The organism is Alcaligenes sp. NLF5-7 (genome assembly GCF_024266725.1).
GTDB lineage: Bacteria > Pseudomonadota > Gammaproteobacteria > Burkholderiales > Burkholderiaceae_B > Alcaligenes > Alcaligenes phenolicus.
On the sequence record NZ_CP100755.1, the window covers coordinates 4,261,952 to 4,275,985 of the forward strand.

General features: G+C 53.8%; 9 protein-coding genes. 2 read left to right on the plus strand and 7 right to left on the minus strand.

All coding sequences use genetic code 11. The features are described 5' to 3' along the window. The 7 genes from MID00_RS19695 to MID00_RS19725 all read right to left on the minus strand — a co-directional run bounded on the left by MID00_RS19695 (position 1) and on the right by MID00_RS19725 (position 13,132). On the minus strand, positions 1-7,338 hold the full coding sequence (locus MID00_RS19695; RefSeq protein ID WP_254499399.1) for a hypothetical protein: 7,338 nt from the start codon (positions 7,336-7,338) through the stop codon (positions 1-3). Further along, positions 7,325-7,741, minus strand: coding sequence for a hypothetical protein (locus MID00_RS19700; RefSeq protein WP_254499400.1), 417 nt, complete (start codon positions 7,739-7,741; stop codon positions 7,325-7,327). Before MID00_RS19700 ends, MID00_RS19695 begins: the two co-directional genes overlap by 14 nt. Continuing rightward, entirely contained in the window at positions 7,738-8,214 is a 477-nt protein-coding gene (locus MID00_RS19705) for a DUF1833 family protein (protein ID WP_254499401.1), read from the minus strand. The genes MID00_RS19700 and MID00_RS19705 overlap by 4 nt, the downstream gene beginning before the upstream one ends. Continuing rightward, entirely contained in the window at positions 8,211-8,567 is a 357-nt protein-coding gene (locus MID00_RS19710; RefSeq protein ID WP_254499402.1) for a hypothetical protein, read from the minus strand. Before MID00_RS19710 ends, MID00_RS19705 begins: the two co-directional genes overlap by 4 nt. A gap of 87 nt (positions 8,568-8,654) precedes the next feature. Beyond that, complete coding sequence (locus tag MID00_RS19715; protein WP_254499403.1) at positions 8,655-8,897, minus strand: hypothetical protein; 243 nt, start codon at positions 8,895-8,897, stop codon at positions 8,655-8,657. A 10-nt stretch (positions 8,898-8,907) separates the two neighbouring features. Beyond that, the gene (locus tag MID00_RS19720) at positions 8,908-12,426 is read right to left on the minus strand and encodes a phage tail tape measure protein (RefSeq protein ID WP_254499404.1); all 3,519 of its coding nucleotides are present in this window, start codon (positions 12,424-12,426) and stop codon (positions 8,908-8,910) included. A gap of 52 nt (positions 12,427-12,478) precedes the next feature. After that, positions 12,479-13,132, minus strand: a complete 654-nt coding sequence (locus MID00_RS19725; protein WP_254499405.1) for a hypothetical protein — start codon at positions 13,130-13,132, stop codon at positions 12,479-12,481. A 111-nt stretch (positions 13,133-13,243) separates the two neighbouring features. Between MID00_RS19725 and MID00_RS19730 the strand changes: the two genes are divergently transcribed. Both MID00_RS19730 and MID00_RS19735 read left to right on the plus strand, forming a co-directional pair. Then, complete coding sequence (locus tag MID00_RS19730; protein ID WP_197313932.1) at positions 13,244-13,549, plus strand: DNA-binding protein; 306 nt, start codon at positions 13,244-13,246, stop codon at positions 13,547-13,549. After that, positions 13,546-13,878 (plus strand): BrnA antitoxin family protein, encoded by a 333-nt coding sequence (locus MID00_RS19735; RefSeq protein ID WP_197313927.1) that lies wholly within the window; start codon positions 13,546-13,548, stop codon positions 13,876-13,878. The genes MID00_RS19730 and MID00_RS19735 overlap by 4 nt, the downstream gene beginning before the upstream one ends. Positions 13,879-14,034 lie beyond the last annotated feature (156 nt).

A 14,034-nucleotide genomic window follows, 5' to 3' on the forward strand; every position in this document is an offset into this window, starting at 1 on the left:
CTATCTCATGGCGATCAAAATAGTCATAGACGCAGGTAAGAACGACGACCCAGCAGAGGGTTTTTGAATCATCGTAATAGAATGACTCCCCGCAGAAAGCCAGCCTTTTACAGTAGTAGCGCCCCCTGTGTTTAGCGTTCGATCGGAATCGGTAGCGGTGTGAATACCCCCAATCTCATAGCCGCCCGTGTCATACCAGATGCTGTTATACCCAGACGCAGAAAGCCCAGGACTCGAGCCGTTGGGGGCAATGCTGGCGCTCAGCGTAAAGTCAGCCGCATGGGGGAGATAAAAGGACAAGCTAAAGCGGCGCTCTGAGGTCCAGCCAGGAGGATGGTAAATCGGCGCTGTAGCTGATGCATGAATCGTCACTGCATTGCCCGCAATACGCAGCGTATCGACCTCAGCATGCCCAATCTTGGCACGTGTAATCGCCGCATCGCGGATTTTGCCACTGGTAATGACCGCATTGTCGATTTGCGCTTCCCCAATGGCTGCAGTCTGGATCTTCGCACGCGAAATGGCACCATCAGCAATTTTCGCCGTCGTCACAATCGCGTTATCCAGATGGGCATTTGTAATGGCACCGTTTGCGATAACCCCTGACTCTGCAGTAATCGTCCCCGCTTGAATCTTGTCTGCCGTCACTGCATTGGCTGCGATCTTTACCGCTGTCACGCTATTTGCAGCCAGCTTGTCAGCGGTCACCGCATTGGCTTCAATCTTGCTCGCGTTCACGCTCCCTGCCGCGAGCTTCGCCGCAGTAACCGAATCCGCCGCCAATTTGTCAGCTGTAATAGCACCTGCTGCGATATTGTTTGCAGCCACGCTATTAGCCGCTAATTTCCCAGCCACCACCGACCCAGCTGCCAGCTTATCAGCCGTAATAGCGCCATCGACAATCAACTCAGCAGAAGCCGCGCGACGCACAAAGAAGTCACCAACAATAAAGCCCGATGTACTGGTCTCCGGATACTGCTGATAATAAATTTGCATCGTCGCCGCCTTATCCGGTGCCGTAACAGACAAAGTGACATCTTGCGGAATTGCTGAGCTCGTCGTGTGATTTAGCAGAGCATTTGCCCCGGAGATATGCTCACCGTTGGCGTCATAGAAATACACAACCGTTCTAAATACCGAGGTTCCAGCATTGAACCGCCGATGCCGGAAGGACAAAACATAGTCCTGGCCACCCTGCAGCTCAATATTCCCCGTGCGTAAATAAGGACCATTCCACACGGTGCCTGGGTTCGGAGCAGTCGCGCGTAACACTCCCCCACTAAACCCCCAGCCAACGGTCGATGTGCCAGCCGGTACTGCAGCGACCCAGGAGGGTATAGACCAAAGCTCACTTTCTCCTCCAAGGGACACCGTAGGATCAGGATGCAAGTTAGATCGGTCAGCCACAACCAGATGCTTCGCAGTAATCGCATTTGCAGCAATCTGTTCAGCACCAACAGCCCCTGCCGAAATCTTCGTCGCAGTAATTGCATTCGCGGCAATTTTGTCAGCAGTCACAGCATTTGTGGCCACCTTGTCTGCCGTGATGGCACCATCAACAATCAACTCCCCTTGCGCCATGGCTCGCAAAGAAGGATTTCTGATCCACATGTAGCCACCTGTGGATGCCGCTTGATTGTCATTGGCGAACACCTTAAGGCGCACTCTTTCCGAGGTCTCGAACTCGACCCCGTTCGTATACAAGCGATAATCATCCGAGGAGGTCACAAACGAACCCAAAAACCGACGTGGAGAAAATGAGTCGCCGTCCTCTTTTACAACCTCAAACACTTGTCGCGCCCCATCCGTCTGGCAAGTCATCTCGACTGAGAACAAGTACTTAGTCCCTTTTCTGACCTCGAACAAGGTATCCAACGCTACCGATATCTTGTGCTGTAACCAGACCGAGCCATTAGTATTATTGAGGCCAAAACCCACACGGCGCCAAGAGGAAGCATTCGTTCGCTCAGTCCACCCAAAAGTGTCGGGAATCAGGTTCGTGGGAGACGAAACCACCAGTTTTTCCGCTGTAATCGAATTGGCTGCTATTTGATCTGCCGTTACTGCACCCGCTGCGATTTTGGCTGTAGTGACGGCATTCGCGGCAATTTTCTCAACAGAAATGGCATTCGCAGCAACCTTATCAGCCGAAATTGCCCCGTCGACAATCAGGCTCCCTCCCGTCATGGCTCGAAAAGACGGAAGCTCAATAAACCCCTCATTGATCTGGTCCATAGCCAGTCGGCCATAAAGACAGACTGCTGTCACCGCTCCTTCAGGTGCTGTAAACACCGCTTCTCTATAGGCATAGGTTGTGAAAAGCACATCGCTGGCACTGAACAGATTCTCCTGAATATATCCACCATCCTTATCCAGCCACATCACTCCAAAGCGAGGTGTTAATTTCCGGCCCGCCGCACTGGATGCCCGATAGTGAGCTGACATAAGATATGAAGTCCCAGGCGTAACCGCTACGCCATTAAACCGCGCATACCGATTGACGGTAATATCGCCTGGAATCCGAAAAGAGCCGGCCGCAGCTCCATTTCCCGGATTAGGCACCCGAACTACATCTGTATCTAAAGTCCAAGCATCCGCATCATTTAACTGTGAATTAGTGATCAGATTCGTAAAATCCGAGAGGGTCACTTTACTTGCAGTGATGGCCCCAGCTTGGACATGCTCAGCCCCTACACTGCCAACTGCAATTTTCCCAGCTGTAACGGCATTGGCTTGGATGCTATCTGCAGAAATCGCATTGACCGCCACCTTGTCTGCCGTGATGACACCATCAACAATCAACTCACCCGTCGCCCTCTTGACCATGGTCAGCCCAGCAAAGGATTGCGCTGCCCCTCTCTCTGTCCCATTGGCGTGGTTGATGTAGTAGCGGAAGCGATGCAAATGTGTGGTGCTATCACTGATCGTGACAGTTGTCGAAAACCGCGTCCAGCTCGTGGGCAAAACTCGGTTGGCCAGCACATAAACGTGTGACCCACCATCTCCTTTCGCATTCTTAAACGCGTGCGCGCCTGACTGATTCCGCCCTTCTATATAGACGCGGCTATCAGCCCGATCCGCCATGGCCCAGATCGTGACCTGATACTCAGCTCCAGGCTCTACCGGGATAGGGCCGAAGGTGGAATCCCTCGTGCCAGTTTCACCCGCTGGGGAACGATACGACCAGGGAAACCCCTCTGGGGCGTTTGTTTCATCGACCACAAACCGGCTTGGCCAGCCAAGCTTGGCTTGGTCAAGTCCCATTTCCCCCGCCCCATTGGGAATCAAATTACCGTTTGCCCCCACGAACAACTTGGAGGCAATCACAGCACCTGCCGCGATTTTCTCTGTTGCAACTGATCCCGCCGCAAGATGCGGAGTCTGGATCGCGTCGTCAGCAATCTGAGTGCCTGCAATTTCCCCGGTAAGCTTTGCCGCACTCATGTCGGCGATCTGCTGATCGGTGATCTTGCCAGCAATATCACCCGCATCGACACTCGATACATACTTTGCGCCATCCCACCGGTACAGCTTGCCCTTCCAAACGATGCTCGATGTCGACTTTACGGTTGGCAGTGGCTTGTTATTGGCAATGACCGTAACTGGCTCGGTGCCTGGCAAGAACTTGTCTGGCCCCAATGACTCGGCAGCAACATCCGCCACCGCCTTTTCATACTTTTTGGTCGCGGCATTCCACGCGTACAAAACACCTTTCCAGGAAACAGTAGCCGTCACCTTGGAAGTCGGCAATTGACCGCTGTCTGGGATTGTGGTCACTGGCTCTGTGCCAGGCAAGAACTTGTCTGGTCCGAGAGACTCAGGAGCAACGTCAGCTACCGCCTTCTCGTACTTCTTCGCTGCAGCACTCCAGACATATAGCGCACCCTTCCAGAGCACGCTTGACGTCGATTTTGTGGTGGGCAACGCTCCCGAATCAGGAATAATCTTGACTGGCTCCACACCTTGGGCGAACTTTGTTTCCGTCAACGCACCATCAGCCAGCTTTTCCGCTGTGATTGAGCCGTCAGCCAAACGCTTGGCCAGATCCAGATCCTCCGCCAGATCCGCCTCGCCCACTTTACCCAGCGTGACATTGACAGGCCCGGCGTATGCGCTAGAGAGCACACCGTCTACGCTCTCATGCTTGGCCCATACTCGCCATGTTTCACCCAATCCAGCGCTAAACGAAACAGGACCGTGATGTGACTCAGCCACAGGCTTTGCCGACGATACGGTAGCGGTAGCGCCCTGTGCAGCATAAACAATCGTACGGGCATGGCCATGCCCCGTTTCATACGCAGCAGGACTCCAACTCACCATTACTGTTCCCAAGCTCGCGACCGCCGACAAGCCCTTTACCGCAGGTGGAGGCGTCTTATCTTTGGTTTGAACCTGGTCAAAGTTCTTGCCGAGCTTTGCGGTACGGATAAGCGCATCTGTAGAGAGCTGCCCAGATGTATTGCGGGCACGCAGCGCGAAAGTCCAATCTCCTTCTTGAGGCAGGACACTCTCAAACGTCGCCGTGTGAAAACCACTGCCCAACGGCGTCATGGCGTCCCACACAGGCGCAGCATGCTTACCAGAAAGGTAGCGAATCTCAGCACCCGCCAAATCAAGTGGGGGATCATTGTCGACATACTCAAAAGCATACCGACGCAACCCACCAGCAATTTCTGTAATCAGCAAAGAATCATAGTTCCAGGGTGGCAGATTCGTGACTTGCGTCACATAGAAAATGCTCGCTGCCGGGCCTGCACGGGTATGGCCCATTGGACGAACCTGTACCATCCAATTACCAGCCACATCAATACGAAATGTCGCTTGGCGCGTGAACGTGTCCGCAACATGGACCAGCTCCTGTCCCTCCGGTCCCGCCCAAACCTCTGCGGACGCCAATTCCCCATTAGCATCAAAGGTAATGGTCAGCTCCGTAAACTGCGTATTGCCCTGCACGGTCTGCTGCTCAGTGACACGAAGGCTGTGTACTACCGGCGTTTCATCACGCGAAAGTTCACTATCGCTGCCGGCTGGCTCGTAAGTTCCATTAATCACATAGTCCCAAAACTCGTCGGACTCAGGAACAACCGCTACCTGTGCACCGCCCAGGTCGGCCTGCATCTGCATACCGGCCACGCGAACACGTGCGCCAGGAGTCGGCTTGAAGTCGTAAAACCACAGCGTGTCATGCGCCGGATTATCCCCATCTTCACCGGGAAATAACGCATCCTCGGGCCATGGGTCTTTAAGCTGCAAAGTTAAGGCACCAACATTCGGACGCACTACCCGGAAAACGCGATAAATAGACTCGCCCGGTATACGCAGGCCAATGAAGGGCTCAGCTACACCAGCACCATGGGTGGACTTATCTGGCACAGGAGAATCCAGTTGCAAGGTCACTACGCCCTGCTCATCTTGAGCGGCAGCAACAAGACGCCCACCAAAACCCCACTGCGTCATATCGTGGCTAATGGCCAGCACAGACATGCGCTGATAATCAAGGTGCTCCAGGTCGGTTTCGTACTGAATGTCCTTGAACTGGTACAGGGACTGCCCCAGGTGATAGCGAGCCATGACAGCCGCGTGCTCTGTTGTGGTGACGCCTTCGCCAGTAATGCGAGCGGGATTCAGCATTACGGTCTTGCCAGGCGCATACACATAAAGCGCATCCTGCTCCCAGGTTTCACGATTCAGGTAGGTGTAGACAATGCCGTCAGCAGCACTGGCCAGCTCATAACTGGCCTGAAACGTGGACTTTTTGATGGTAGCCATATTGACCACACCATCCAGAGGCTGGTTATCCCACGCCCACACCACACCCCACTTGCCGTTGAAAAAACCAAACGACCCCAGGCCGCAGCGGGCCACCTGGTTGAGCAGATCTACGTTGCTGCGGTCGTCGCTAATCAGCGCATCGTGACGCAGATTATTAGCGGTGCAATGCAGCATGAACGCCTTCAGACCTTCGATATCAATCTGATCATCCGGCAAACCCATGCCCGCGATTAGCTTGCGGCCGTAGAAAGGATCTTCAACATAAATTCCCCGCGCCAGCAGAAGAATCTGTGCGCCAGGGTTCGACAAGCCATTGTCCGGTGTTGTTGCCATGCCCCAACTGCTGCCATTCCAAATGGGCATGGCACGAGCCACAAACCGCCCCTTGATCTCTTTTAGACTGCCATTGAGCTGGCCGGTGGCTTTGACTTTAATCCCAATTCGGGACTGCCCAAGATAGTCGCCATCATCGGGCTGAATGCTTTTCAGTTGAGTCCAAACAGCATTGCGTGTGGTTTTGCCGTCGTCACTGCTGCCACCCGACGCATTGCGCCAAGCCACCTCGTACTGCCCCGATTCAACAACAATCGTTTCAGTGCGGCGCAACGGCTTGATCGTCCGGTTGTGCAGATAAATGGACTGAATAGGCCTCCACTGACTCGACCCAACTGGGCGGTACCGGCCCTCAAGGGTCAGGTTACGCCCCTCGACCCCTTTCTTGCCCTGGCCAAACAATTGAATCTCAAAGTCGCATTGAATAAGGGTTGTATTCAATGATGTCGTGCGCGTTACCCACTCACCGGAGTCAACGAGTTCGCCACCATCAGAGACATCAGGGTTTGTGAAAAGCGGAATGTCCTGCTCGGCCATGCCAGGAAACCCACGGGTCCACACGTTGACGTCCTGATAAACACTCAGTTCTGTATCGCCGTTGAGCAAAACGCCTTCGAAGCGATCAACATTCAAGCCCGCGTTGAAAACCGCGCCCAGCATCTGCTCATTGCCCTCATACCAGGTGTACGGCAAGCTGGCATAGTCCGGCGCATACCGGACTTCACCCAGCAGCAATGGCAGCGCCTCATGCTGGCGAGCCGTGTTGTTGCCTGGCGCAATGCCATACACGGGTTCACGGCCCATATCAGCATTACCAACCTCGGGCATTGCAGGCGCAAGCACTTTATTGATTAGCAGTGAGCCACCAATAAAGACAGCCGTTGCCGCCAGAGTGCCGAATTTGGCCGCAATCAATCCGCCAGCTGAACCGATGCCAAACGTGAAGTAGGTCAACGCCGCCAGCGCAACCAGTTGCAAGGCCTCTTTCTCCACGACCGAGCGAACCGCAATGACTGTGCCATGCTTAAGCTTTACACGTGCCCAGTGCTCGGGAGCAATAGGGCACCCGTTGATGGATACCGCATATTTGCACACATGCAGGTTCGGAACGTGGCGCTCCAAAAAAGAAAGCAGGCTTTCGCCTGCTCTCAAATCTGCTGGGGTATTTGTCTGCCCCTCAAGGGTCAATGGGTGCGGGGTAACAACCAGCCGCCCATCATCAATTCTGTTCATTCTGATTCTTCCAGCGATAAAACCCAACAACCCGCAAACTCAACATGGACAGGGCCGACAGTCTATGCAGGCTCGCGTACCCCAACGAAACCGAGGTATGCAACACGTAGGGCTGATAATTGAGAAAGAAGTACGTGCCAATGTGTCCTGGCAAGTCCTGCCCAGCGCTTTGCATCAACACCAAATCGCCATCGACGGGTTCAGCAACCTCAAAGGCCAATTCATCTGCCATGGCTTGGATCGCCACCGCCTGACCACGCTGCCCCCGAGGACGGGGCCTGGCGGCAGGCAAAGCAACCTCACGGGAAAATATCTCCCGAGCAACGTCAATGGCTAAGTCAGCGCAGTCATAGCCATCTGCACGATGTGGCCTGCCAACAAACTGATTCACCAGCTTGATCATTGAAAAATCCCTGGCGCTGTACGCTTGTCGTATCGCAGCGTGACCGCCGAACGGTTCAGAATCGAATCCATGGACGGCTTGGCCGAAATGCTTGAGCTATCTACCGCCACCACGGAAATGGGAAGGCTCAATTTCATGGCGTGAATATCCGGCATAGAGCGATCAATCATGATGATGTTGCACCACACCTCTTCGCCAGGCTCCCTGATGGACTCTAACTCGCGCAGTATGTCACCGCCTGTGTTAGCCATTTCAAGCGCCATCTTGGGGCTCTCGCCTTCGCCTGAGTCAGGAAGCGTGAACTGGAACGGGTAACCTACATACGTGATACCTCTGCTGACCCAGGCTTTCGTGTCATTGGCCAGCCGAAACGGGGCTGAAAAGGAAGAATGCGTAATTTCCACCAATACCACCACACCATCTGGATCAGTCACTCGTTGCCGGTTGCGGCGAAACTCTTTAGTGATAGTCATCGCATATACTCCAACGTCACCGTGCGCTCGGCATAGTGAAACCCACCCGTCAGTGGGGTCAGCGTGCCAATATCGCCGCCTTTGAAGCGCATCGGACGCGTGACGCGGTAACGATGGTCATACACATCAAACCACCCCACACGGCGTATCGTGTCGAAGTACCAGGAGTCAAAGCTGACAGTATCTTCTCGGCTACGGAAAAAGAGCGTCGCCTCCGTCTCCACCGCCACCTGTGAATTCAGCACCTCTTGCTTAACAGGGCCGCGCTCCATTTCGGTACGCTTCACAGATGGTTCAAATCGCTCACCGAAGCCATCGAGCAAAATTGACACGTATTCGGGTAGTGCTGCCATATTCAATCCATAAAAAAACCCGCCAGAATGGACTCATTAGCGGGCGCAGTGTTATGTTTGTTGGGCTCTATGGTGGAGTAAAGATAGTTAACGGTCAGTATGTGGCACATGAAAACGGCTAATGTGTGACCCATTAACCTGAAGCGCAGATGCAGTAACCGCGCCGCTAGCTAGTGCCAAGGCATCAATTGGTTTTGGGCTAATCTTAAAGCCCCCCTCAAGCTCTTCTACTTTCTCCTGAGCTTCTTTCAATGCCTCTTGCGCAGAGCCCACTCTCTGCTCTGCCAAAACCAAACCCCGCATGGCTTCTCGATATTGGTCCTTCAGCATTTCATACTCCTTACGTCCTTGACTTGACCTTCCAGGTGCTGGACATAACCCGCCCAGTGCTTGTAGAGGGGCTGCCCAATTGTTCATTTAAGATGCTTACTACCAATCGCCGCAACATCTGACCATCGGCACCCCGGCTTGTCTCTTCTTTTGTTTCGACTTTATTGTTGCCGTAGTTGTTAATGACTACTTGCAGATCCCCACCCTGCGCAGGGTGTTTGGGCGCCAAGGACAAGGATGGGGATCCAGCCATTCCACCAAGCGAATGTCCTGGCCCACGCAATGCACGGCGCAACTCATTAAACCCGGACTCACCGCCCAAGGCGCGGATCTCGTCCTGGTTCAGCACGCCCTCGCCTTTATGGACGATGCCCGCTGGTTCATACTTGCCACCATCGCCGGTGTAGCCGCCCGAAGACAGGGACATCAACGGGCTTGTAGGCGTAAACCCACCGCTGCCCCCAAGGCTGCCCATCGAAAAGTTCGCCCCAGCACTAACACCACTTAACGGGTTAAATAGGCTTCCAATAGCACCTGCCAAAGGCCCTGTGATGCTTTGCTGAATGGCAATGCGGATCATGTCTTTGATGATCGAGTCAGCCAGTGATTTGAAGTCCATCTTGCCAGTGGTGACGAAGCTGGTAAGAGCATCCTCCATTCCTTTGAAGGCGTTACCAACCATGTCTCCCATCGACTGGTAAACATTAGCCGCCTCATCCGCATAGTTGATCAGCGCATCCTTAGCGCCGAGTGCCCAGTCTCCTTGAAGCGCCAGCTTCTTGTCGTGGTACTCGCGTACTATCGCAAGTTCTTTTTCCTGTGATTCGCGGATTTTCTCCAGCTCGGAGTCCGACAGTCCGTGAGCCGAGTTGCGCCGGGTTTCGATCAAGCTGCGGTAACGATCCTCAACCTTCGCCAAATCCGCATTCAGCTCTCGTACGCGGTCCCCCCGCCCAAAAGACTCAAGCTCCCGCATGAATTGAAGCTGCGTGGTGGATTGCTGTAGACGCAGATCGCCTAGAATGCGCTCCATTTCAATTTGCTGCTTAGTGCTTTTCAGTGAGTTAGCGTAGGTCAGGTTGATGCTCTGTAGCGCCTTGTCGAAGTCTTCGGCAGATACTTTACCCAGTCTTCGAGCATCGTTCAGCAGGGCAAGGTTCTTATGCAGGTCTTCGAGCGCCTTGTTTTCGGGAAGATGGGTATCTAGCAGGGACTTGATAGACGTTGCGTAGCCTTTGGCCGCTTTTGCGCCTTCTTTTGCGCCTCCGCTGGAGATGGTATTGGTAAAGATATTCCTGATCTGTGCCTCCGCCTCCTTGCTAACGGCAATGGCTGCCTCAGCCTGATCAAAACCAGCAAGCATGTTTTGCAAAATGCCGCTTGCCACATCACCCGATACTTCCCCACGCGCGAAGGCATTTGTTGCAGCGATAAGAGCCTGAGTCTTAATCGCCAGCAGCTCAACCTTCTGCCGCTCAATGTCTAAGGCTCGGATATTATTCTGAGCCGCTTCAATGGCCTTCTTGTCCTTGTCATCGATAGCAGCCTGAAGCTTTTTGAACGCATCTGTCTGAGCCGTGACAATGCCGGCCATTTCCTGCTGAAGCGAATTTGCGCCAGCCTGAGCTGCTTCAAAAGCCCCTAATTGCTTGGCGTTCATGCCTATTACGTCACGCGCATCAGTCAGCTTCTTCAGGTATTCATCCCACTTCTCTATCCCGAGCGCATCGTTGAGGCTATTCAAACCGCTCGCACTTCCCTGCGCTGCCGTTCGAATCTCTTCATGTTTTTTGGCCAGGCGATCTGCCACTGTCCCGTGTTTCTCTGCTCGCTCATTGGCTCTTGCGAGGATGGAGGCTAGCTCATACCATCTATCAATTTTGGACTTATCTACGACGCCGGCTTCAGCCGCCTTACGCAACGCAGGCTCCAGGCTTTCACCGGCATCATGCAGGCTCTCCAGCTCCCTGCGGAACTCGCGCCATTGCCCATGACTCCATGCCGATCCAAACTCGTTAACGCCTCTTGTTGTCGAACTCTGTAAGCGCTTCCAGGCATCAGTAGCCTCATCTGCTGCCTCGGCTTGTTTCTTAAGCTGTTCGTTAATCACTAACTGCCTAGATGCCGCATCAAGCGCCTGAAACTTCTTCACGGTTTCATCTAAAGGCTCTCCAATATCAATGAGGCTTTCTTTGGCTTCGTCCGTGCTTTTTGAGAATGCCAGCCATGCCGTCGCAGCTAAACCAGTTGCAAGGGTTATGGCTCCGATCGGACCACCAACCAAGCCGAGCATAGAGGTCCCTAGCGCCCTAGTGGCGGTCGCAACTGAAGCAGACGCCGCTGCAAGATTCCTTTCTGCATTTGCCAACAGGGATGTGGCCACCAATTTTTCTTTTTCACTGACTGCCGCAGCCAGGGTCGCCCTAGCTTGCTCTACGCGGGCTACTGCTACTGAACGGGCTGCAAGGGCAGCAGCTCGGTCTGCATTAGCACCAGCAATTTTTGCTACTGTTAGCTTGCCCGTCTCTATTCGAGCCAGGCCTGCTTTAACGGAGTACGCGGCTAAAGCAGCCCCGCTAACCACCAAGCCTGCATTCAAAACACCACTTAAGTTTTCACCCAAAAACCCCAACCCTGACGCCAATGCGGCAGTGGCACCACTGGCCTCATTTTGCCAGCCGATGTATTCACCAAAGGCGGTATTCAAGTTCGTGAGAGCATCCCGCACCGTAGTGGGCATGCCCTCAACCTGCTTGATGACAGGCTCATACGCTGACACTAATGCCTTGGCCATCATTTCGGCGGAGATCTTGCCTTCGACACCCATTTGACGGATCTCGGCAGCTGTTTTCCCCGAGCTTTTAGCCAAATGCTCAACAATGGTGTCTGCTGTACTGTAGATCGTCATCCAGGCCTGAGTGTCCACTCGACCGCGCTGGAATGATTTGGCCAACGCTTCCATTGCTGCCGCACCGCGCTCAGCATTGGCCCCGTTTACCACTAGCAGGCCTGAGAACGCATCCACTGCATCAATGCTCTGATCCAGGCTCAGCCCCATTTCACGCAGTACAGGCGAGAGCTGGATAAAAGCCTCACGCGTCTCATTGATGGCGCGAAAAGTCAGTTGGGCCGACTGTGCCATGCGCTGCTGTGCGTGTTCGTATTCATCAGCAGACTCTGTCGCCATGCGCATGCGGCTGGCGTACTGGCCCCAATTGTCAGCTGCATCAATCACATGCATCGCTGAGAAACCGGCTAGCGCTGCCTTCAGAACGCGATTGATTGTGGCGGCCGAAGCTGCGGCCTGACGATCAATGTTAGCCAACTCCTTATTAAGGCCCTCTACACTTGGTGTTGCGGTGCGTGCGGCGCCGCCAACCCCTGCCATTCCGCTACTGACCCGCCGGGACGATCCGACGACACGGATGCCCGCGGCCTCCATCGCAACCAGAGCCTGCTCTAGGTCCTTGGCTTTCTGCTCAGCGGATCGGCTGTCAATCGAAATTACCAACCTAGATTCTTGTGTCATTACTTTCGTCCATAAAAAAGGCCCACCGAAGTGGGCCTATCTGTGCGCCTGGTTATCTTGCAGAAATATTTAACTCCGCCTTTCCGGCTGGCTCAAAAAAACACTGCGCCTTCATCTTGTTCACTGTTTTCTGTCCTGTATTCACATCAAAATCCAATACAAGCCTAACGTTTCCAGTGACGGGGGCCTTGTAGTAGCTCATTCCTATGAGATCATGGTAAGCAACCTCTTGGCCGCGAAACTTATCTGCAATCAAGGCCTGACATTGAGATATGGCCTGTCCCTGTGGGAGTGCTTTTTCGGCATCAGACTTTAGCTCTTCTTTGTTGCCAAAATCTTTACTGGAAATGCTCTGCCTTCGCCCATTGGCACAGTCAACCATATAAACCAATGAATCAAGCGCGCTGCTACGCCTGTCAAAAAGAACGCTCTCAACTTTGTCACACCCGCCATAATCAAGGGCGTGTTTTGCTGCTTCTATCTTTTGCTGATTGATAACACCAACCATAGAAGAAAACTTTCCTCTAGTCGGATCTTCTGAATCACCGCCGTGTATCAAAGACTCATCTGGATAATCCTCCAAGACCCACTCTACAATTCGACCATCGTAGTCACCCTTCTTGAATGTGGGCGAGCCCGTTTTCTGCTTCTCTCCACACCCAGCAAACACCGCGACACATAAAAATCCGAGCACCACCTTTCTCATCCCCACCTCCGCTTTATCAATGCAGAGATAGTACCCAACGGGAAAAGCCCGCGCTAGGCGGGCAAGCCACAACCCTTGCACTCTAGTATTATTTGGGGGTACAATTTATTCATGCGAACAGTCATTGAGACCCCCACCTTTCAGAAACAAGCCGCCGATGTGTGGGCGGACGGTGAGCGCGAGGCATTCATCGACTGGATTGCTGAGAACCCAGATTCTGGTGATGTGATCAAGGATGCAGATGGCGCCCGCAAAGTCCGCTGGAGCCGTAAAGGCACAGGTAAAAGTGGTGGCGTTAGGGTGATTTACTATCACCTAGTAGACGATGAGGTTGTCCTTCTCCTCATGCTTTACGCCAAGGCCGTGCGTGAATCAGTGGGAGGCAAAGAAATCAAACGCGAGCGGAGTAAATTATGAAAACCCTCAAAGACCTAAAAGCTCTGGATATCGATAAGGTAGCCAAGGCCATTGAAGCAGAGGCCGGTCAGGCTGTAGCTGGCCTGCGCGAATCATTGTCCGAAGCCAAGGCGGGCAAGTTTGCTGAAATCCATACCCCCGCGCAAATCATGACGCGCCGCCGCGGTCGCCCTGTTGGCAGCAAACAAGCTGTCACGAAAGAGGCGGTCAAGATTCGACTTGATGCGGATGTGTTAGCCGCGTTGCGTGCCAGCGGCGACGGCTGGCAGACCCGTATCAATGACACGTTACGCGCCTCTCTAGCATTAGCGGGAAAGGTGGAGGGCTAACGCATTCTCGCGTTTCTGCAACTAATCCCTCTCTAAACGATCAATCGCAAATACCGCCACATCCAGCTCTCTCCTGGTTAGTGGCGTTCCATATGCCTCGACCACGGCAGTGATGTTTGCTGTGGTGAGGGGCAGCGGCATGGCCCCGGCCGCCCC